We start from the raw sequence: 20,927 nt of genomic DNA on the forward strand, positions 1-20,927 counted from the left end.
TGTATCCATAAACAGAGGACCATGCTAGCCTTTCATGCATGCTCAACAATCCCCTACCAGACGACCTGCTCGCTGCGATGTTGCGCCTCGGTTTCTCGCAATATGAGGCGCAGGCGTATTGCGCCTTGGTCCAGCAGTCGCCGCTGAATGGGCATGAGGTCGGCAAGCTCTCGCGCGTCCCGCCGTCCAAGATTTACGAGACACTGCAGCGCCTGGAGGCCAAAGGAGCCGCGCTGGTGCAACGCTCGGAGCCGGTGCTGTATGCAGCCGTGCCTTACCCGGAAGTCCTGGATGCGATCCGCCGCCGGTTCGAGGCGGACCTGTCGCAAGTCGATCGATCGCTCTCCGCGATGCCTGCAGCGCGGGAGCCTGGGCTGGTGTGGTCGCTGCGCCAGCGCTCTGCAATTGCCGCTGCATTCGACGCGGCAATTCATGCCGCCAGTCGCCGACTGTTCGCGGCGATCTGGGATGAGGAGATGCCCGAGTTTCGCGTCGCGCTCGAGCAGGCCAGCGCACGTGGCGTCGAGGTTCATGTCGCGGTTTATGGGTCGGCGAGGTTGACGGGCCCCTACTGCTACGACTTGACCGAATGTGGTGCAAGCGCGCGCGAACGACTCGGGGGCCGTCGCCTGTCGCTGGTGGTTGCCGACGATCGGGACGCCGTGATTGCCGAGTTCGGCACGTCCACAGCGGACGAAGCTGTGGTCACCGACAATAGCATCCTCGGTTTATTAGCCATCGAGTACGTCAAAGCGGACGTCCTGGGCCGTCTTCTGATCAATGCGATGGGCGCGCGCCTTTATGAACAAGTGCGCAAAGATCCCCAAGCAACGGCTCTGCTGGAGCCGGATACCGTGGGTACCTTGCAGTCGATGTCGCAACAATCTGACCCGCCCAAGAAAGGCAAAGGTGGGCGCCATTGAAAACGAACCGATCGATCTCTGTGGGCCTCCCAAGTTCGACACTTGGAGGCCGATTTCGGCACGCGCGGGCGGGTCGCGCGCAGGTCTGAGCGTGTTGAACAATGACTTGAGCGCGCCGCAGCGCCGTTTCATCTGGAATGCTTGTAGTGGCACGCCAGCCGCCAGGCGGAGGACGTGTGGGCGCTGTCGCAGTTGTAGAAGCAGCTCGAACTCGATGAACTGGCCGGTGCCTGGCGCCGCTCCAAGACCGAGGTCGACGTGCTGGGGTGCCTGCGTGCCATGGTGTGGAACCGCCTCAGCGACACGCAGAGCAAGCTCGGCGTGTTGCGCTGGCAGGACACGGTGGCCCTGCCGGCGCAGTATGCCTCCTCGCAGGCGCCGCAGCACCAGCACCTGCTGCGGGCGATGGACGTGATCGACGAACATGCCGACGCCCTCGGTAAGACGCTGTCGATGCTGCTGCGCCTGCTGGTCGATCAGGATCTATCGGTGGTGTTCTACGACCTCACGACGGTGAGCGTCGCCGGCGAGAGCGAGGTGCCCGGCGACGTGCGCGTGCACGGCATGGGCAAATCGGGCAAGGTGGAGCGTCAATGCATGTTCTCGCTGGGTGCGTTCTGGCCGCTCTACGGCGCCGCGACCATTGTCCTGACCCTGCTGCTGCCGCGCATTCTTCGGTCCATCGACAACCGCCGCGCGCTGGCCGGAACTTGTATCTCAATGATCTTGGGCATCACCCTGATTCTGGTCTGGCCGAGCATCATCGGTCTCGCGTTGGCGACCATGTTGATCGGCAGTGTGCTCATGCCGGTCGTCATGGTGGTCATGCGCGAAGCGCGCCTGCTTGTACCGCACGACCACACCCGCCTGATCGCCGCGCTGACCACCGCGTTCGGCAGCGGACAGATCGTCGGGCCGTTGACTGCGGCGTGGCTGGCCGCGCGGCTGCACGGCTTCGATGCGCCGCTGCTGCTCGCGGCGCTGACCCTCCTTGCGGCAACAGGCCTTGCCATGGTGCGGACACAAAGTGCCATACGTCCCGTGGAACAGGGTGTTGGCGAATGGACGCCCGATGCCGCCGATGTAGGGTCTGGGTCTTGCGATGAACCATGAGGTCCATCATGCCGACGACGAATCCTGCTCTGGCGCGCGCCAACCGCTTCTGCGATGCGAACAATCTTCGGATGCCAATCCTGCTGGCGCCGATGGCAGGGGCATGCCCGGCTTCACTCTCGATTGCCGTTGCAAATGCCGGAGGACTCGGCGCTTGCGGCGCGCTGCTCATGCAGCCCGATGCCATTCGGGACTGGACATCGGCGTTCAGAGCGGGCAGCGACGGGGGATTTCAGATCAACCTGTGGATTCCCGACCCCGCTCCGATCCGTGACGGCCCAACCGAGGAGGCGATGTGTGCCTTTCTCGGCAACTGGGGTCCACGACCCAGCCGCGAAGATGGCGATGTGCGGATGCCTGATTTCGCGGCGCAGTGCGACGCCATTCTGGATATCGGTCCCGCCGTGGTCTCCTCCATCATGGGGATCTACCCATGCGACTTCATCGCGAAAGCGAAGTCGCGCGGCATCCAGTGGTTTGCAACAGTGACCACAGTCACCGAAGCCCGCCGTGCGGAGCGCGCCGGTGCGGACGCCATCGTCGTTCAAGGCATGGAGGCGGGCGGGCATCGGGGTGCCTTCAACGCAGCACAAGCCGAGGCCGGCATGGTCGGACTCTTCTCTCTGCTACCAGCCGTCGTCGATGCGGTGCGCGTGCCGGTGATCCACCCAATCAGATCCAGACATCTGGAGCATTCAGGATACCGGCGGCTCAAGAGGCTGCGCCACCCAGCCCGGAGGCAGGAAGTTGCGGGCCACGAGCGCACGTTGTAGCTGGGCCGAGTCAGCAAGGAGGGTTTCGGGATGGTACTTGAACTTGCTCGAATACCACTGCGCCATTGAAGTGATGCCATGCACGGCCCAGCATGCCTTCAGTGCAGGGTCGGATTGGTAACGTGCCACAGCGCTCTCTTCACGGCTCGCATAGATCTGCGCGATGTCCGAGTCACTCGGGCAGATATATCTCTCGCGGTGAACCAGCGCCTTCAAAGGCAGTCGGTCACGCTTGGCTGGGTCTTCGTCGGGATGGCCCGCGACAATGCTCGCGATCGGCACGCAGGTGTCAGGTAGCTCCAGAAATTCGGCAATCTCGGCCATCGCGGTCAACGTCGAGCCCATGTAGCAGATGCCCAGCCCGACCGACTCCAGACCCAGGCAGACGTTCTGCGCGACAATCATCGCGTCCAAGGCGCTCACATGGTAGCCCATGAAGTTGTTGAAGTTGTCCGCCGCCGCGCCGCGCGCGAGCCAACGGCGTGTGCGGTAGCTGTCGGCGCAGAAGGTCATGACCAGCGGAGCCTGCAGGATCATGGGCTGGCGCGCGTGCAACTCGTAAAGCTTGGCCTTGCGCTGCGGGTCCTGCGTGAGCACGATTGAGACGCTGTTGAGGTTGCCCGAGGACGATGCGCCCGCCACCGCCTCCTGGCAGATGCGCAAGACCAGCTCGAGGTCCAGCGGGTCAGGCCGGTAACGCCGGATTGAGCGGTGCGTGGTCAGGAGTTGGGAGAGGGTTTGTGTGGGCACGGCGGATGTCCTTTGCGATGTCGGTGAGATGGATCGCGATGCGGATGAAGCGTGACAGTGTTCGATGAACAGGCGATGAAGTGTGGCGTGGCGGGATGGCAGGGTCACAGCGGTTAGCGCGCGGTCGCCGCCACCTCGTTCGGTCCTATCAAAGCAGAGCGCGTGTGCTTCACCCAAGCGCGGTTAGGCAGCGCTCCAGGATGTCCAGCCCTTCATCCACCTGGCCGGGCGGTGCCGTCAACGGCACGAGCAGCCGGATCACGTTGCCTCGCGGCCCGCCCGCAAGCAGCAACAGCCCCTGTGCGCGGGACTCAGCGACCAACCGGGCCGTCAGATCGGCTGGAGTGTTGCCCGGTGCCTCGCCGGGCACCGCGTCGGCGCCGATTTCGATGGCCACCATCGCTCCGAGGCCGCGCACATCACTTAGCAGTCGCAGTTGCGACTGCATATGCCGCAGACGGGATTGCAGCTGTTGCCCGAGTTCCTTCGCGCGCGAGAGCAGCCGCTCGTCCTCAATCGCATCGAGCACGGCCAGGGCTACCGCGCAGGACAGCGGCGTGCCGGCATATGTGCCGCCCAGTCCGCCAGGTACAACGCTGTCCATGATGGTCGCGCGGCCGGTCACGCCCGCGAGTGGAAAACCGCCCGCGACCGACTTGCCGAAGGTGGTGAGGTCCGCGCTCACACCAGTTTGCTCCATCGCGAAAAAGCTGCCGGTGCGGCCCGCGCCACTCTGGATCTCGTCGGCGATGAGCACGATGCCGTACTCATCGCACAGCGCGCGCAGCCGCGCAAGAAAATCGGCGGGTGCCGCATGAAAACCGCCCTCGCCCTGAACCGGCTCGACCAAGATTGCGGCGACGTCCTCGGGCGCAGCATCGGCCTGGAAGATGCGCTCGATGCTGGCCATCGCTTCGTCGGTGCTGATGCCCTGGCGTGCGATTGGAAAGCGCGCGCGAAACACCCCTCCCGGCATCAGCCCCATGCCCGCGGCATAGGGTTTGATTTTGCCGGTCAATGCCAAGGTCATCAGCGTGCGGCCATGGAAAGCGCCCTCGAACGCGATTAGGCCAACGCGCCGCGTGTGGGCGCGAGCGAGTTTCACCGCGCTCTCCACCGCCTCCGAGCCGGTGGTCACGAGCAACGTCCGCTTCTCGAAATCGCCGGGCGCGAGCGCGTTCATGCGCTCGCACACCGCCACGTAGGTCTCATACGGCAGTACGGCAAAGCACGTGTGTGTGAACCGCGCAAGCTGCTGCTGCGCCGCAGCCACCACCCGAGGGTGCAGGTGGCCGGTGTTAAGCGCCGCGATGCCCCCGGTGAAGTCAATGTAGGCCCGGCCATCCGTATCCCAGACCGTGGCGTTCAGTGCGCGCGTGGCGTAGACCGGATGCGCCTGATTGACCCCGCGCGCGACCGCCTGACGCCGGCGGCGCTGCAGGGCATCATTGCTGCTGTGGTTTGGGTTCACGATGCCGCCCGGTTGCCGTGCGTGGACCTGGCATCCGGGCCCACCACGTTAGCTTCAGTGGGCGCAGGCATGGACGTAATCACGGACGTGGCGCCGCCGCACGCGCGGGCCCCATCGGCCATTGCGGCCAAGCCAAGCCGGTCGCCCCAGCGGTAGGCGTCCAAGAATTCGACCGGCGCCACCTGAGTGCCACGTTGGAGCTTTTGGGCCAGGCCCGCGGGCGCGTGGTTGGCCCAGTCAAGCAGGGATTTCGCGAATTCCTGGGTTGGCCGCGACAGGTAGCGGTTGGAGAAGTCGGAGAAGTCCAAAGGCAAATGGGCACGGTTGTCGGCGTAGAGCTGGTGCAGGGTCTTGATCGTTTCATCGCGCCCGAGTGTGCCGGCCGCGAAGCTTTCCATCGCGGTGCAGGCGGCGTCAAACATGGCCTCGAAATGCGGGCTCTCAATCGACAGATGGCCAGAAAAGCTCGCCTGCTCGAAGCTGCGGTCAAGCGCGTCGCCATCGCACGTGGCCTTGTATTCCGACAGCAGCTTCCTCAGGCGCAGCACGCCGATGTAGCTACCGCTCAACCAAATACGGAACCAAGCATTCCACAAAGGGAACGAAGTGAACGCAGTGTAGGAATTGGCCACCAGCCGGTCGTTGATACGCACTACGTCCAGGCTGTATCGTTCCAGCGACAGAAAGTCCTCGCGTTGCCAACGGTCCTCGGTCGCCGCGCGCAGCAGCACGGGCACCAGGCGCGTGATCGACTCGAAGGTATTCACCAGTCCACGCGAGAACAGTGGATCGACAAAGCCAACCGCGTGACCGAGCAGGCAGTAGCGGTCACCCGTAGTGGCGCGGCTGGTGTAGTTCAAGCGCGGCGCCACGGTCCATTCCCGCACGCGCGCCGCACCCTCGAAGTGCCTAGCTATCGAGGGGTACTGGGCGATGAAGCGTTGGAACTCGCCCTCGGGGTCGCTCGTGGCCGGTCCATGTTTGCCTATATCGAACTGAAGCCCCACGCTGCACAACGGGTTGGTGCTGAACGGATGGTTGTCGAACGGAATGATCCAGAGCCAGCCGCAGTCGAACATGTGATGCAGCGTGCTCTGGCCCAAATGGGTCGGCGTGCCGCTGATGGGCGGCGTGGCGACCACGTCCTCGTAGGTTTTCACACCCACCATGTGCGTGAAGATCGAGCGGGTATTGGCCTGCATCGGACGCGCGCCGTCGCGCAGCCCTAGCAAGGCAGCCAGCGGTGAGCGGTAGCCGGCCGCGTCCACCACGTAACGCACCTTGATCTGCTCACCCTCGCCCACGTGCAACACTGCGCCGTCGTCGAAGAACTCCATCTCCCGAATCGGCGCCATTTGGCGAACCGACGCGCCCAGACGCGCAGCCAGTGCGACGTAGTAGGCGTCGACGTCTTGGCGGAACAGATGCGCCTCGGGTGCGAGCACCGGCGTGGACACCACCTGCGATGGATCCTGCTCCTGACCCCTGCCGTTCCAGGCGAACGCGAAGGCCAGTTTGACGCCCGCCGCGGACGTGCCTATGTGCTTGTTGATATTCGCGATATTGCCCGGATAGGCAAGCTCGGGAATCCCGTAGCGCAGCGCCAGCATCTCCAGCAGCACAGCACTCTCGGGCACCATGGACTCACCCACAGCGAAGCGCGGATGTGTACCTGCGTCGATGAGGATGACCCTGAGCTGGTTCTTGGCCAGGATGCTAGCGAGCATAGCGCCCGAGATGCCGCTGCCAATGATGGCGATATCGTATTGATGGTCCATGGAATGAGTCCGTTTCATTCAGTGAAGTGTGAAGTGGTAGAAAAAAAGAGCAAAACAGAAAGAGGAAGGCCACATCAGGACGCGACGCGCCGTACTAGCGTGCCCTCGACCTGGAAGCCACCCTCGCCACCGTCGCTGGTGGCCACGAAGTACAAGTAGGCAGCGTGGGCATCTCTAAGCCATCGCGCAGCCAACACCTGCGCGATGGCTTGCGCCTGCACGCGCGGCATAGTCAGGTTGATGGTCGGCCCTCGGTAGCCGAGCTTGGTACAGCACACCGACAACGCAGCGCCTGCATTGGCGTTCACGAAGGTGTTCGGCGAGACGCGCCGGCGGCTGCGGATTTCCTCGAATACCCTGCTTGCGGTGGCTCTCGGAAATCCGTCGCCGTACTGAATCAGTCCGATCTGATCGGCGCATTCCTGCAGAGCCTGCCGGTGCAACTCGTGCAGGCCGGCCACGCAGGCCAGTACCGACCAAACCAATGGGTCTGCCGTCTTCAGGCCGGCGCGCAGTGTTTTGTCCAAGCTACCGTAGTCCAGACTGCTCGCGCGGCCAACACTCAGTACCTCGTAGCAGGCATCAGGCGTGAAGTCGGCGGTCATGGTGCTCGGTCCGTTCAAAGACGAGGCTGGTGTTGAAGCCGCCGAAGCCGATGGTCAGACTCAGGCCAATGTCTGCCTGCGTCGCCAGAGGCCGGCCACCAACGGGCACTGGAAGGCCAAGCGCCTGCAGCGGCTGCTCTAGCGCGTGGATGGGCGGCACCTCACGCTGGGCCAGCGCCAGAATCAGGGCGATGGCTTCGAGCGCGCCGGTGGCACCCAGCGAATGGCCGAACGCCCCCTTGGTGGCGAACACTGTCGGCTGCGAGGCATGGAAGATCGCCCGGTAGGCCTTGCTCTCGACCCGATCATTGGTGAAGGTGCCCGAGCCATGCGCGTTGATCAGGCCCACGCGCGAGGTGTCCAGCTTCGCGTCCTGCAGTGAGCGCTGAATTGCCAACCGGATGCCCTCGCCCTGCTCAGCCGGCGCGGTCAGCCCGGCCGCGTCGTTGGCCGAGCCGCAACCGCGCAGCAGCACGTAGGGCACCGCGCCGCCACGCTCGCCGACACGCTCAAGCACCACGAAGCCAGAGCCCTCGCCGAGAAGGGTGCCGTCGTGGCGCTGGTCGAAGCTGCGCAGCAACGTGGGCGACATCGTACCCAGCGCCGAATGCGCGAGCCGCTTGGACTCTCCCAGTATGTCCGCCCCGCCGCAGATGCATCGACGTGCCACGCCCGCGCGCAGCAGCTGCGCTCCGATCAGGATCGCGTCGGCAGCGGAAGAGCAGGCAGTGGACAGGCTCACCGGCGTGACTGCCAGACCGCTTAGGGCCTCCTGCACCCACTGGTCCAATGGTTCGCAGCTGGCCTGCTCGTCGTCCAGCCGTGCACCGAAGCTCGTACCCACCACAATGAAACAAGACGACGACTCGGCCTGCAGATCCAGCCCCGCGTCGCGCGCCGCGGCCTCGACGCAACTGCGCGTGATTCGCCTGATCTTGTACTTTGGCGGCTCCGGCGCGTCCCGCGTCGGCAGCGCGGCCGCCAACTCGTTGCGCAGAGGGTAGTCCGAGGGCACCGGCGCGAGACCGGTACGCCCCGCCAACAACTGCGCCCAGACCGGAGCGAGCTGGTCGCCCAAGGCGGTGTGCCACGCAAGCCCGGTGACCGCGATACGGTTATGGTTTTCAGCAGAATTCATGGAGGTACTCGTCGATCGCGCGGCCAGGGAAGGGGTTGGGATAGAAGCTGTCCTTGAGATTGCCGCCCTGCAGTCCGATGGATCGCTCGAACGGCTCGCTCTGCAGCCACCGCTTGCCCACGAGGAAGCGCTCCGCTATGTCCGCGTAATTGAAACCCTCGAGATCGCTGGGGCTGACCAGCTTGCGCTTCTCACGATCCAGCACCTGCCGGTAGGCGGAGGAGTCGAAATAGCGGATGCGATCGCCCGCCACCAGCGCGTTCACGCAATGCCAGCGCTGCGGCAGGTAGAGGTAGTTCACGAAGATCTGACGGATCGCGTACACCTTCCTGCCCGTGGCGAAGTGGACCAGCACGCCCGCCACGTCGCTCATCTCCGAGCAGAAGCAGGGCAGCCGATCTTCGCGGCGTTCGGCGATCGCGCGCAGGTAATCCTCCACAGCGAGCGCGGGGATGATCTCATCGCGGTAGCGCCGGTAGGCGGCGTCCAGCCGCTCCCATTCGGATTCCGGCTGGCTCAGCCGCACGATCTGCGGCTGGTAGGTACCGAATACCTCAGATTCCTGCACGATGTGACACATGTGCCGAGGCAGCAGCGCTAGCACGTCCTCTACGCCGCGCAGCGCATGCTGGCGGACGATATCACGGGCCAGTTCGATTTTTTGGCTATTCAAGGCAGGCTCCTTCTACTTGTAGCGGTCCAGGCCGCTCTGGTTGGCCGGAACGAGGTTCAGGGTGGTCGGCCGCTCGTGCCGCTTCAGGCCCTTGAGCACTTGCAGGCGTAGTGCGTCGAGAGAGTCGTGGGGCACCAGCGCCTGATCAACCACGATCTCGAGCGAGAAGCCGGTGGTAGCGCCGTCGTGCTTGAGCGAACGCGTCTGGCAGGTGAGCACGCCTGACAGGGAACGGCAGTACTGCTTGATGGCCGCGAGGTTGACCTTTTCATCGTTGAGCACGATGAAGTCGGACTTGCGGTGTCGGAAGAACAGATGGCCATCGGCACCGACGCGGAACACGTCACCGGTGCGCAGCCAGGCCTTGCCATCGATTTCGACCAGCGGATACACCGCGTTGCGGCCGATCTTTCGCAGTAGCAGTGTGTCCGAGTGCACCAACAATTCGCCCTCTGTCGTGCCGTCCACCGCCCTCTGCGCCGCTTCCACGCCACCTCGGACATCCACCAAGCGCACCTCGGTATCCTCCAGCGGTAGCCCCATTGAAGCCCAGTGCTCAGGCGCAGAGGCATGTGCCGCGAGCGTGGCCACACGCGGCCCGGCCTCGGTGATGCCGTAGGTCAAGTACAGTTCGCGGCCCGGATAGTCCGCGAGGAACTGCCGCGTCTGTGCGGTGGGCAGTGCGTCGCCGCCCACGGTGAGCGCGCGCAGGCAGGAGGGCAGGCGATCCTCCGGGTTGTCCAGTAGTTGGCGCAGCAGCAGCGGCGTGACCGAGCTGATCGTCACGCCGTGGCGCATGATGTCCTGCGCGTACCGGCGGGTCATGAAGGGCGGCCCTCCGACTACGAGCGTGCTACCACACTCCATGCAAGCTAGCGCCTGTGCGACCAGCGCATAGGAGTAGTACAGCGGCAGATGGGCCAGCACCACGTCGTCCGATCGAAGTCCAGTGGCCTGAGCATGCCGGCGCGCGTTGCGCTGCAGAGAATCGATCGAGTGCACGCAGCCACTGCTGAACTCTGAGGAAGTGCCGGAGGTGGTCAGGATCACCTCGCCAGGGCGAGTTAGAGGCGGCGGGGCCTTCATCATTCGCGCGATTTCCCCGTCGGCGCGTGCCTGCTTGGGCGTAAGCCCCAGATCCAGAGTCAAGTCCGCGCTAATATGCGGCCGCACGATCGCGCCGGCATGGAAATCCTGCGCCATTTGCACGAGCCTCGCTGCCGGCGTGTTGGGGGCCACCATCGCGGGGACTAACCCGGCCTGCAGCACTGCCTGAAAATGCCCCAGCAGCGGCTTGCCATTGGGCATGCAGATCAGCACCACGCTGCCAACAGGCAGCAGCTGGGAGCGCCAAGCATCGGCCAGTGCGCGAACGTTGACGCGGATGCCCGCGCCCTGGCCGACACCTGAGGCCTCAATGACGCGCGCATCAAGGTCGAAATCCGCGAAAGGCATGGGGCCCACTTTGCAGTCCGTCTTCATTGCGATTGCAGATCGGCGGCCACGGTCTTCGTGAGGACAAAGGCGGCCAGCGTCGCGCAGTTCGTGAAGTTGTCCGGCACGAACTCATCGTCATTGATGCTGATGCCGAACACCTCCTCGCACTGAAACTTGAGCTCGACGAAACCCATGGAATCCACGCCGAGCTTGGACATGAACCCGTCCTCGTCATCGATCTCCTGTGGGGAGATGTCCATGCCCAGGTCAGTAGAGATGATCTCCTTCAGACGCATCACAATATCTTGCTTATCAGGTTGCATGGTGTGTTTCTCGCTGGGTGGGTTGGTAACTGAGATTAGCGCCAGCATCGTCGGCGTGTTGTCGACCCAGGATCTCGGCGCCGCTTGAAGATGAATAAATCAAGGACGACTACCTTAGGTAGCGTAGTTGGGCCAATTGTGAGTGGTACAGGTAATGGCTATGTTGTTACAAATGGAATGCTTTTCGCAACGGTAGCGTTGTGCATTGCCATTTCTGTAGGTTTTATGTTTCGAAAGGGCGCATTTATCAGACTGCATAATTTTCGTCATCGCGGTAGCTGTCAACATGTTCAGGCAAACAAAACCCAGCCTGCAAAAATCGGATGCCCATCAACCACCATGGGCGGCCCAGCTCGGTGACATTCAAAGCCAGCCCTGCGCAACAACCTTTCCACCCCGATATTGGTCACCATAATGAGTTGTTTGGCCCCTTGCTCAGAGGCGCAAGCAATCGACGCACGCATCAATTCAATCGCCGCTTTCGAGGACATCTTCCCCAACGCTGACGTGGTTCGGCTGTTGAAATCCGTGGCCGCAAAGCGCGACAATTCCCAGACATCCGGGGATACCGGTGGCGCAAGGCCATTCAACAGTTGCGGAAACACCTCGCCCAGGAGGTAGGGTCGCGTGGTGGGCAGCAGCCTGGCACAGCCGCAGACATGCCCCTGACCATCCCGACCCACGACATAGACGGTGTCCGGGCGATCGAACTGATCGACTTCAATGTCCTCTTGCGAGGGCACGTCCCAGCCGAGCTTCTCGACAAATACTTGGTGACGATAGCGTCCAACGCTTGCGTGCAAGCCTGGATGAAGTTGTGCTGTGGATCCTGACACGATCTGCATACCACCTCCAATTGGCTCGAACACTTGGAGGTGGATTGAACCGGTGCCACAACAGACGTGTAACTGTCAGAATTGACAGGCCATCATGCGTAGCGGGAACCAATATGCTTCGCGACCGCCGTTTGCCAAGACAATGTTGAGATCAACGTGCCCAGCGCAGCATCGATTTTCCGTCTGCCCAGGTCGCGGTGCTGCGCATCCACGATCATCACATTGCTCCGGGGCGCGCCGATATGGGTATAAATGCATGGCATCACGCAAACATCCAATCACCAGTCCCAGCCCAGGGTAATCACCGGGGAAGCAGTGCTCACCCATTCGGTGTAACCGGAGATCGGGTCCAGACTTGCGCCTTCACCGGCGGGTGGCGGTCCGTCATGTTCATCCAACACAGACAGTAGATGAATGAAAGGGATCACCCTTAAATTTTCCAGGGAAAGACGGACCAAACCGTCATCTGAAAGGGTCATCATGGGTGCTCGGGCCAGCGCTGGCCCATGTTTAACCGTGGCGTGCATCATGGTTATTGTCCTCGACGAAGTTCGAAAAGGACACGGTACAGGACGACACAACACAGGACTATTGATCCGGCACGAGTTAAACGGGAATGAGACATGCGCACCGTTGATGCTGAGCCTGTCGAAGCACGGCTCTTCGACAGGCTCAGAGCGAACGGACTCACGGATAAAGCTGGCCGGGTCAATAGTGTTAAATATGACAGCCCGTCACAAGGACTGTCCGCAGGAGAAGGCGATGAAGGGATGGCAAGAACACCAACTCCATGCACCGCTACGAGCCGCGAGCCAACGAGACGGTGGAGGACTTCGCCCGGCATGACGGCACCTCGGTGCTGCCGGCGCGCCCCTATCGGCCGCAGGACAAGGCCAAGGTCGAGTCGGCGGTGCAGGTGGTCGAGCGCTGGATTCTGATGCGGCTGCGCCGCCAGCACTTCCATTGCATCGACGATGTCAACGAGGCCATCGAGCCCCTGCTCAAGCAGCTCAACGACAAGCCCTTCCAGAAGTTGCCCGGCAGCCGCGCCAGCAGCTTCGCAGCGCTCGACGCGCCGGCGCTGCAAGCGCTTCCAGCCCAGCCTTGGGAATGGGCAAGCTACAAGACGGTGCGGGTGCATATCGATCACCACGTCGAGATCGACGGCCACCGCTACAGCGTGCCGCAGAACCTGGTCGGCCTGCAACTCGAAACCCGTATCACCGCGCACGGGGTTGAGCTGCTACACCGAGGCCAGCGGGTGGCTGCCCACGCCAGAAACGCGCATCGCGGCGGCTTCACAACCGTTCCCGACCATCTCTCTGCCGCGCACCGCGCCCACCTGGAATGGACCCCGCAGCGCCTGATCCACTGGGGCAACGGCATTGGCCCCATGACCAGCCACATCGTGCGCCGCCTGCTCAAAGAACGACGTCACCCCGAGCATGGCTACCGCGCCTGCCTGGGGCTGCTGTCGCTGGCGAAGAAGTACAGCAAGCCACGCCTGGAAGCTGCCTGCGTGATCGCCGCCGAGCTGGGCACGACCAGGTACAGCCATGTGCGCGACATCCTCGCCAACGACCGCGACCGCCAGGCCGCGACCCAGGCGCCCGAATGGAACAGCCCGCAGCACGCGCATGTGCGCGGCCCCGACTACTACCAATGAAACAGCAGGCACCAACCCTGATGATCAACACCACGCTGGAGCAACTGCGCGATCTCAAGCTGCAGGGGATGGCCTTCGCACTGGAGGAGCAGCTCACCCAAGCCGGCATGGCCGGGATGAGCTTCGAAGAAAGGCTGACCTTGCTCGTCGAACGCGAGGTCCACCTGCGGCACGACAAACGCCGCGCCCGTCTGCTCAAGGAAGCACGCCTCAAGTACACCCAGGCCGCCATCGAGGACGTCGACACCCGTGCCGGGCGCGGCCTGGAACGCCGTGCCGTGATGAGCCTGGCATTGGGCGAGTGGATCAGCGCCGGACATGCCGTGTTCATCACAGGCCCGACCGGCGCGGGCAAATCCTGGCTGGCTTGCGCTCTGGCGCAGCACGCCTGCCGGCGCGGTCACTCGGCCTTCTATCAGCACGTGCCGCGCCTGGGTGAAGAACTACGCATCCGCCACGGCAACGGCACCTTCGGGAAATGGCTGATTCAGTTGGCCAAGACGGACGTGCTGCTGCTCGATGACTGGGGCATGAGCGCGATCGACAGCCAGACACGCGCCGACCTGCTGGAAATCATCGACGACCGCGCCGGCCAGCGCGCCACCATCATCACCAGCCAACTGCCCATCGAGCACTGGCATGCCTGGATCGGTGACGTCACCATCGCCGACGCCATCCTCGACCGTCTCATGCAGCAGCACCACCGCTTCACCCTGACCGGCGACTCGCTGCGCCAGGCCCAGAAACCGCCCAAAAAGGAGGCAAAACCCGACTGATCGTGACCGACCAACCTAAACTGTGAGCGCGCAACACCTCATGCCGCACAACCGGTCACGTTCGACCGGAATCGTCGGTCACGTTCGACCGGAATCGTCGGTCACGTTCGCCGAAATACGCACTGGACGGGTTTCACGAGCGGTTCCCGCATCTGCATGTCGCTGTCGAAACGACCGATGTCCTGGTCGACTTGGAGCGAGAGGCGCGAGTCGACCTCTTCGAGGTGGTGAACCGGCAACTCGACCGTCATGGCTACATTGCGCGTGGCGGGCAGATGATCGACGTTAGCATCGTGCCGGTGCCGAAGCGGACGCTGAACAAGGACGAGAAGGCCATTGTTCAGCAGGACGTGATGCCGGCCGAGTGGTCGCCTGCGAAGCGCCGGCAGAAGGACGTTCAAGCGCGCTGGACCAAGAAGCATGGCAAGAGCTACTTTGGCTACAAGCTCTGCAGCAGTTCGCTGGCGCCGCGATGCGCTGGGTGAGGACCTGACATTTGAGCACGAGAAGACCGGGTTCGACATCCCCCATTTCCCCCCTCCCGATTAAGGCCAAGCCCCGGACTCTCTGCGGCGCAGCCTTGAAGGAGGGAAGGTCGTGGACCCAGCGCCCGCACCCCATCAGCAGTTCCTGGGCTTCGCCCGTTTGCAGGACGTGATCATCGATCCCGATCGGCTCGCCGCCGACGGGCAGATCCACCGCGCCGACGTCGGCGACACGCCATCCGGCAAGAACGACGCCGGCTACCTGCTGCGCCCGGACGGCAGCGGCTGGGTCATCAACTTCAAGGCGGATGGCCAACCCATCCCCTTCCAGCCGGAGCTGGCTCGCCCACTCACCCCCGCAGAACAGGCACAGCTCGAAACCCAACGCCAAGCCTGGTGCCAGCAGCAAGTCGAGCGCCAGGCCGCCGCCATCCAAGACGCCCTGGCGCGCTGGGAGGCCGCCCACCCACCGCAAGACTTCCCCTATCTGCAGCAACCCCAGCTCGATCCCGCCGGCCTGCGTCAGGGCAGGGCGCAGTTGCTGGTCCCCATGTTGGCCGTCGATGCCGCGGGCGAGCCTGCGTGGGTCGGTGCCCAGCGCATCAACTGGGCGGCTCCCGGCCAGTCCCCCGACAAGCGCTTCGTCGTGGCACCCCCACTCGAGGCGCCTTTGCCGTCATCCCGATCGACGGCGCCGACGTCGAAGCCCCCCTGCGGGCTTATGAGACAGCGTGCAAGGCCGACCATGTGGTGATCTGCGAGGGCATCGGCACCGCGCTGGCCATCCATCAGGCCACCGGCCTACCCGTGATCGCCGCCCTGTCGGCCCAGAACCTGCCCGAGGTCGCACGCCGTCTGCACGGCAAGCTGCAAGGCCACCCCGTGCTCTACGCCGACCACGATGGCGCCAACACCCATCACAAGGGACAGACCGATGCCGTGCGCGCCGCCCGCATCCTGGGCAGCGCCCGCACCCGCATTGCCCTGCCGCTCCATCCCCATGGCCCCACCCCGCCCGGCTACGACGCCCGTGACCAGTTGCGCGACGGCGGCGTCGAGGCCATTCGCCGCACGCTGGCCGCCACCCTGACGCCGCGGCAGCTCGAGCGCAGACTCCCGCCAGCAGTGATCCTCTCCACCCAACCCAGCCCGGCCTCTGCACCCGTTGCGCCAAAGGCCAATCCCGCGCCAGTTCCATCCATGCCCCGCCAGGAGCCTCCCATGCCGCAATCCGCCATTGCCGAACCTGAAGTGCCAACGCAGCCCACCGCTCTTGAAACCACAGACCCCTTCAAGGCCTTGAACGATGCTGCCGAGGACCTCGAACGCGAGGCGCAGCCGCCGGATGGCCCCGCTGGCGAGCGCTACGCCATCGACCAGGACCACATGGCCGCCGAAGCCATCCTGGCCCACCTCTCGCCCGAGGCCGAGCGAGCGCTTGCAGCGGCAACGCTCGGCGAGCCGCTGACCCCCGCGCAGCGCTTGTTGCTCAACGACGGCCGGCACCGCGACCTGATCGACGACACGGACCAGCCGACTCCGCTGGGACAGCTCGCCCATCGCAGCCTGCAGGCCAAGGTCGAGGAGGAGCGCGCGCAGTTGCAGCAGCAACTGCGCACCCGCAACATCGACGCGGTGCTCGGCAAGCCACAGCGCCAGACCGTCAAGCAAGAGCGAGCCCAGGAGCAAGCCCAGGAACAGGGCGACTCCAGGATCCTGGAGTCTCGACCCACCTCCGTCCTGCCCCTGCTCGACCTCAGTCCCCTGCCGATGATCGCCACCGCGCATGCCGTCGGCATGGGGCACTGAGCCACCCACCCAAGGAATCTTCGATGAAGACCCACCACGACCTGACGAAGCGCCAAGCTGCGAACCCCGAAGCCTCGACCCCCGAAGCCTCGACCCCCCAAGCCTCGACCCCCGAAGCCTCGACCCCCCAAGCCTCGACCCCCCAAGCCTCGACCCCCCAAGCCTCGACCCCCCACACCATGCCGTCTGCCATCCAGTCCGACGTCTTCGTCGAATGCCAAGCCCCGACCCGTGCCGAAGCCGAGCAGGCGTTCGGCGCCGTGTTCGAACTTGCCGATCCCGCTGAACCGAAGCCCCACCATGGCTGAAACCCAGCAAGTGCAGCCGACCCCAGAACCCAGGGGCAAGCAAGCTACCCCGACCCCCAAGCCCCAGCGCCAGGAGCGCGACCTGCGCCAGGAGATCACCGACCGCATGGTGGCCGCGCTGGAGCAAGGCCAGATTCCCTGGGACCGGCCCTGGCAGGAGTTGGAGCATGGACTGCCGCGCAACATGGTCAGCGACCGCGCCTACCACGGCGGCAACCGCATGATCCTGCTGTTGACCCAGATGGAGCGCGGCTATGCCGATCCCCGCTACGGCACCGTCAAGCAGGTCAACGATCTCGGAGGGCGGGTCGCCAAGGGCGAGAAGGGCATCCCGATCGAACTCTGGAAGGACCAGCCCTTCTGGGAGCGGCGGGATGTCGAGATCAGCCTGAACCGCATGCGGGTGAAGGTGTTCGACGAAGCCCAAGGCCGGGTGCAGATCGGCGTGCCCACCGACAAGGCGTCCACCAGGACCGTCAAGCCTGGCGATCTGACGGTGCGCCACAAGGGCCAGGAGCTGAGCTGGGGCGCTGCTCACCAGCAACTCGACACCGTGGTCGGGCGGGTCTACACCGTGTTCAACGCCGAACAGTGCACCGGACTCGAGATCGCGCCGCTGAAGGTGCCGGAGAACAAGGTCCAAGCCGTCGACCGTGCCGAGCAGCTGATGCAGGCCATGCGCGACGATGGCCTGCGCTTCGCCACGCATCCGCAACATGCCTTCTACTCGCCCAGGCGCGACGAAGTCTCCCTGCCTCCGCGCGAGCGTTTCAAGTCGGCCGAGGGTTATTACGGCACCGCCTTGCACGAGATCGGCCACGCCACGGGCGCCCAGCCGCGCTTGAACCGCGAGGGCATCACCGGCGGCCACCGCTTCGGCTCCGAAGCCTATGCCAAGGAAGAACTGCGCGCCGAGCTGTTCAGCACCTTCATGGCGGCCGAGACCGGCATCCCCCATGACGAGGAGCAGCACAAGGCCTATATCCAGTCCTGGGCCAAGGTGCTCCAGCACGACAAGCACGAGATCTTCCGCGCTGCGGCCGAGGCCGGCAAAGCGGTGGACTACGTCCTGGGCAAGGAACGCGCGCTGCAGCTGGCACAGACCCGGGACGTCCAGGCCGCGATGGACAAGGCGCAGGCCCAGCCAGCGCATGCGATGACCTTTGCCGCATTCTCCGCCGCCGCGACGGTGGAAGCACTGCACAACCATGGCCGGCAGTGGGAAGTGCTCCTGGGTGAGCAGTCCTTGGGTTTCGCCGATGGACCGACCCCCAAAGGGGCGCTGCGCCAGGTGCACCGGCGCGAGGTCAACAACGCCCTCTACGGCAGCCAGCCCGATGCGCCGGACTTCCTGCGCACGTCCATGCCACCTGCCGAGGTCCTGGCCGAATACCCCGACCTGCAGCAGCAGTGGGCCGCGGTCATCGCGCTGCATCAGCCCATGGATCACGTGGATCAAGTCCAGAAGCATCAGATCGAGAAGCCTGCGACGCAGGACCCAGCGTCGATGGCGTCGGAACCCAACCCATCCTCCCAACCCGCCCGCTCCATGTTCTGGCGCAAGGTCGGCAATGTCGAGGACGTCTGCGACGGCGTGATCAACCTGCCGGGGGCCGGACCGCAGGGTGTCCAGGCGGTGAAGGTGATCGATGCCCAAGCGCTGTCCGCCGCGGCCTACGACCAGTTCACCGCCGACTTCTTCGCTTGTCAGCCGTGGTTGGCCGGCAAGGGCGGCGTTGAGGAGGTGGAGGGTGGTGCCCCGTTGACCCATGTGGTCGAGGTCACGGCCCCGCAGCGTCAGACCCTGCACATCGATCCCAGTGGGCACGACGATGCCTGCTATGTCGGCATCCCCGAGGCCGACGTGCCGCGGGTGATGGCCAGTAGGTCGTTCGTCGTGCTCGGCCCTGCTCAGGAGATGACTGGGCCCGAGACCCATCCCGCCCCCCACCTGCCACTGCTCGACCTCTCGCCGCTGCCGACGCGTGACGCTGAGTTGGAGCGGAGCCGCTGATTTCCGTCCATCCCATCCATTCCACGCATCCCACGCATTCCATGCACACCGCAGCCGACGCCCTGGTGCACATCCCCAAGGCGCAGAAGGACATCACCCGCTTCGTCTGGGTGGGGCTGGGACTGTTCACCCTGCTCGTGTTGCTGTCGTGCTGGGCGGCGACGGAGTATGCCGCCTGGGCGCTGGGGTTCAGCGCAGCGCTGGGCCAACCCCTGCTGCCACCTTTCCTCTACTCCCCCTTCGATATCCTGGTCTGGACCTGGCGTTTCAACCGCAGCGCCTACGGCCTGGCCGTGATGACGATCTTCGAGCGCGCCCATCTGATCATGGGCGTGGGCGGATTCTTCGCCCTGGTGCTGCCGGTGGGTCTGGCCTACCGGCGCACGCGCAAGGCGGATGCCGAGCGCAACGACCTGCATGGTTCGGCGCATTGGGCAGCAGGGGACGAAGTGGCCGCCGCCGGCATCCTGGCCGACGCCAGCAACCAGGGCGGCGTGCTGTTCGGCGCTTGGGACCATGGGGGTCGGGTGCGCTATCTGCGCCACAAGGGCCCCGAGCACATGATGGTGTTCGCTCCCACACGTTCGGGTAAAGGCGTGGGCGTGGTGATCCCGACCCTGCTGTCCTGGGATGACTCGGTGCTGGTGCACGACATCAAGGGCGAGAACTGGCATCTGACCAGCGGCTATCGGCAGCAGGTGCTGGGCCAGCGGGTGCTCAAGTTCGACCCGACCTGTTCCGACTCGGCCCGTTTCAACCCGCTGCAAGAAATCCGCATGGACGGCAACCTGGTCAAGGACGTGCAGAACATCGCCACCATGATCGTCGACCCCGACGGCAAGGGTCTGAACGACCACTGGGCCAAGACCGGCTTCGACCTGATGACGGGGGTGCTGCTGTTCGTGCTGCTGCACTGGGAGCCAGGCCATCCCTTACGTTGTCTGCACACGGTGCAGTCCATCCTGTCGGACGGCGGCCCGGTGCGCGAGATCGCCGAGCGCGCCACCCGGGAGCAGGCCGACAAGCACCCGACCCCAGGCAAGGACGGCAAGCCCCAGCCCGCGGCTACCGGCTTCAAGGCGGTGATGCATTACCTCAAGGACCTGGCCCTGGCGAGTTGCCAGTCCGGGCAACTCCTGGACCGTGCTCCCCCCATTCCCATGCTGATGGATCAACGGCCCGGCTGGGAGGTGGTGGCCCAGGCCTGCCAGTCCTATCTGAACAAGGCCGACAACGAAGCCTCCGGGGTGTTGTCCACCGCGCTGTCCTTCCTGTCGCTGTACCGCGATCCCCTGGTGGCCGACAACACCCGCTTCTCCGACTTCACCCTGGAAAGCCTGATGGGCGGCAGGGATGCCCAGCATCCGGGGCCGAAGACCTCTCTCTACCTGGTGGTCCCGCCCAGCGACAAGGACCGGCTCAAGCCGCTGCTGCGTCTGGTGATCAACCAGGTCACCCGACGCCTGACCGAGGGCATGGACTTCAACGCCGACGGCTCGGGCAAGAGCTTGTATCCCCACCGCCTGCTGCTCGTGCTCGACGAGTTCCCCAGTCTGGGCAAGCTCGACGTGTTCCAGGAGGCCCTGGCCTTCATCGCCGGTTACGGCCTGAAGGCCTTGCTGATCGTGCAGGACCTGAGCCAGCTCTACGCCGCCTACGGCAAGGACGAGTCCATCCTCGGCAACTGCCACATCCGGGTGGCCTACGCCCCCAACAAGGTGGAGACGGCCGAGCTGCTGTCCAAGATGGTGGGCCAAGCCACCGTCAGTCACACCCAGCGCCAATACTCCGGAAACCGGCTGGCGGTGGTGCTGCAGAACGTCAACACCAATGAGCAGATCGTGCAGCGGCCGCTCCTGACCCCCGACGAGTGCATGCGTCTGCCGCCGGACGATGAACTGGTGTTCGTCGCCGGGCATGCGCCGGTGTACTGCCAGAAGATCAAGTATTACCGGGACGCGGCGCTGGCCGAGCGCATCAAACTGGGGCCGGCGCGTGCAACCGGCAGAGGGGTATGAGGCAGAGGGGCTTGAGGCAGAAGGGGATGAT

At 64.5% G+C, this 20,927-nt stretch carries 18 protein-coding genes and 4 pseudogenes; 12 read left to right on the forward strand and 10 right to left on the reverse strand.

The annotated features are described in order from the left end of the window. Positions 1-38 precede the first annotated feature (38 nt). The 4 genes and pseudogenes from THIX_RS09215 (at position 39) to THIX_RS09225 (ending at position 2,809) form a co-directional block, all read left to right on the forward strand. Positions 39-923 (forward strand): TrmB family transcriptional regulator, encoded by an 885-nt coding sequence (locus THIX_RS09215; protein WP_112486004.1) that lies wholly within the window; start codon positions 39-41, stop codon positions 921-923. 147 nt (positions 924-1,070) lie between these two features. Beyond that, positions 1,071-1,532, forward strand: a pseudogene (locus THIX_RS24110) (IS1634 family transposase); the annotation flags it as partial. Beyond that, positions 1,521-2,036, forward strand: a complete 516-nt coding sequence (locus tag THIX_RS09220; protein WP_233224734.1) for a YbfB/YjiJ family MFS transporter — start codon at positions 1,521-1,523, stop codon at positions 2,034-2,036. The pseudogene THIX_RS24110 and the gene THIX_RS09220, both read left to right, overlap by 12 nt. An 8-nt stretch (positions 2,037-2,044) precedes the next feature. Further along, complete coding sequence (locus THIX_RS09225; protein ID WP_112488279.1) at positions 2,045-2,809, forward strand: nitronate monooxygenase; 765 nt, start codon at positions 2,045-2,047, stop codon at positions 2,807-2,809. On the opposite strand, the gene THIX_RS09230 is transcribed toward THIX_RS09225, so the two are convergent. The 10 genes and pseudogenes from THIX_RS09230 to THIX_RS24115 form a co-directional block, all read right to left on the reverse strand. Continuing rightward, entirely contained in the window at positions 2,732-3,559 is an 828-nt protein-coding gene (locus tag THIX_RS09230) for a nitroreductase family protein (protein ID WP_112486005.1), read from the reverse strand. The two genes, THIX_RS09225 and THIX_RS09230, sit on opposite strands and share 78 nt — an antisense overlap. Before the next feature lie 169 nt (positions 3,560-3,728). Then, positions 3,729-5,033, reverse strand: a complete 1,305-nt coding sequence (locus THIX_RS09235; protein WP_199195374.1) for an aminotransferase class III-fold pyridoxal phosphate-dependent enzyme — start codon at positions 5,031-5,033, stop codon at positions 3,729-3,731. Then, complete coding sequence (locus THIX_RS09240) at positions 5,027-6,808, reverse strand: NAD(P)/FAD-dependent oxidoreductase (protein WP_112486007.1); 1,782 nt, start codon at positions 6,806-6,808, stop codon at positions 5,027-5,029. The genes THIX_RS09235 and THIX_RS09240 overlap by 7 nt, the downstream gene beginning before the upstream one ends. Before the next feature lie 74 nt (positions 6,809-6,882). Next, on the reverse strand, positions 6,883-7,413 hold the full coding sequence (locus THIX_RS09245) for a hypothetical protein (RefSeq protein WP_112486008.1): 531 nt from the start codon (positions 7,411-7,413) through the stop codon (positions 6,883-6,885). Beyond that, the gene (locus THIX_RS09250; RefSeq protein WP_112486009.1) at positions 7,391-8,551 is read right to left on the reverse strand and encodes a beta-ketoacyl synthase N-terminal-like domain-containing protein; all 1,161 of its coding nucleotides are present in this window, start codon (positions 8,549-8,551) and stop codon (positions 7,391-7,393) included. The genes THIX_RS09245 and THIX_RS09250 overlap by 23 nt, the downstream gene beginning before the upstream one ends. Further along, positions 8,538-9,224: a hypothetical protein gene (locus tag THIX_RS09255; RefSeq protein WP_112486010.1), complete on the reverse strand. Its 687-nt coding sequence runs from the start codon at positions 9,222-9,224 to the stop codon at positions 8,538-8,540. The genes THIX_RS09250 and THIX_RS09255 overlap by 14 nt, the downstream gene beginning before the upstream one ends. A gap of 12 nt (positions 9,225-9,236) precedes the next feature. Beyond that, positions 9,237-10,679 (reverse strand): class I adenylate-forming enzyme family protein, encoded by a 1,443-nt coding sequence (locus tag THIX_RS09260; protein ID WP_112488280.1) that lies wholly within the window; start codon positions 10,677-10,679, stop codon positions 9,237-9,239. 23 nt (positions 10,680-10,702) lie between these two features. Then, positions 10,703-11,032 carry an acyl carrier protein gene (locus tag THIX_RS09265; protein ID WP_233224480.1) on the reverse strand — a complete coding sequence of 110 codons (330 nt, stop codon included), beginning with the start codon at positions 11,030-11,032 and terminating at the stop codon, positions 10,703-10,705. A 242-nt stretch (positions 11,033-11,274) separates the two neighbouring features. Beyond that, positions 11,275-11,829 carry an acyl-homoserine-lactone synthase gene (locus THIX_RS09270; RefSeq protein ID WP_112486011.1) on the reverse strand — a complete coding sequence of 185 codons (555 nt, stop codon included), beginning with the start codon at positions 11,827-11,829 and terminating at the stop codon, positions 11,275-11,277. Positions 11,830-11,912: 83 nt separating this feature from the next. Next, positions 11,913-12,350 (reverse strand): annotated as a pseudogene (locus THIX_RS24115) (DUF4902 domain-containing protein). A gap of 263 nt (positions 12,351-12,613) precedes the next feature. Between THIX_RS24115 and THIX_RS09285 the strand changes: the two are divergent. The 8 genes and pseudogenes from THIX_RS09285 to THIX_RS09315 all read left to right on the forward strand — a co-directional run. Beyond that, positions 12,614-13,486 (forward strand): annotated as a pseudogene (locus THIX_RS09285) (IS21 family transposase); the annotation flags it as partial. Then, positions 13,483-14,262 carry an IS21-like element helper ATPase IstB gene (istB, locus tag THIX_RS09290; protein ID WP_371412888.1) on the forward strand — a complete coding sequence of 260 codons (780 nt, stop codon included), beginning with the start codon at positions 13,483-13,485 and terminating at the stop codon, positions 14,260-14,262. The pseudogene THIX_RS09285 and the gene istB, both read left to right, overlap by 4 nt. A 215-nt stretch (positions 14,263-14,477) precedes the next feature. Further along, positions 14,478-14,711, forward strand: a pseudogene (locus THIX_RS09295) (IS5/IS1182 family transposase); the annotation flags it as partial. 148 nt (positions 14,712-14,859) lie between these two features. After that, the gene (locus THIX_RS24120) at positions 14,860-15,501 is read left to right on the forward strand and encodes a hypothetical protein (RefSeq protein ID WP_233224481.1); all 642 of its coding nucleotides are present in this window, start codon (positions 14,860-14,862) and stop codon (positions 15,499-15,501) included. After that, complete coding sequence (locus THIX_RS24125) at positions 15,495-16,556, forward strand: toprim domain-containing protein (RefSeq protein ID WP_233224482.1); 1,062 nt, start codon at positions 15,495-15,497, stop codon at positions 16,554-16,556. Before THIX_RS24120 ends, THIX_RS24125 begins: the two co-directional genes overlap by 7 nt. A gap of 23 nt (positions 16,557-16,579) precedes the next feature. Beyond that, on the forward strand, positions 16,580-16,864 hold the full coding sequence (locus tag THIX_RS09305) for a hypothetical protein (protein WP_112486015.1): 285 nt from the start codon (positions 16,580-16,582) through the stop codon (positions 16,862-16,864). Further along, on the forward strand, positions 16,857-18,878 hold the full coding sequence (locus THIX_RS09310) for an ArdC family protein (RefSeq protein ID WP_112486016.1): 2,022 nt from the start codon (positions 16,857-16,859) through the stop codon (positions 18,876-18,878). The genes THIX_RS09305 and THIX_RS09310 overlap by 8 nt, the downstream gene beginning before the upstream one ends. Positions 18,879-18,919: 41 nt before the next feature. Beyond that, a complete protein-coding gene (locus tag THIX_RS09315) occupies positions 18,920-20,896 on the forward strand; it encodes a type IV secretory system conjugative DNA transfer family protein (protein WP_112486017.1) in 1,977 nt (658 codons plus the stop codon). The last annotated feature ends 31 nt before the right edge of the window (positions 20,897-20,927 follow it).

This window comes from Thiomonas sp. X19 (assembly GCF_900089495.1).
Taxonomy (GTDB): Bacteria; Pseudomonadota; Gammaproteobacteria; order Burkholderiales; family Burkholderiaceae_C; genus Thiomonas_A.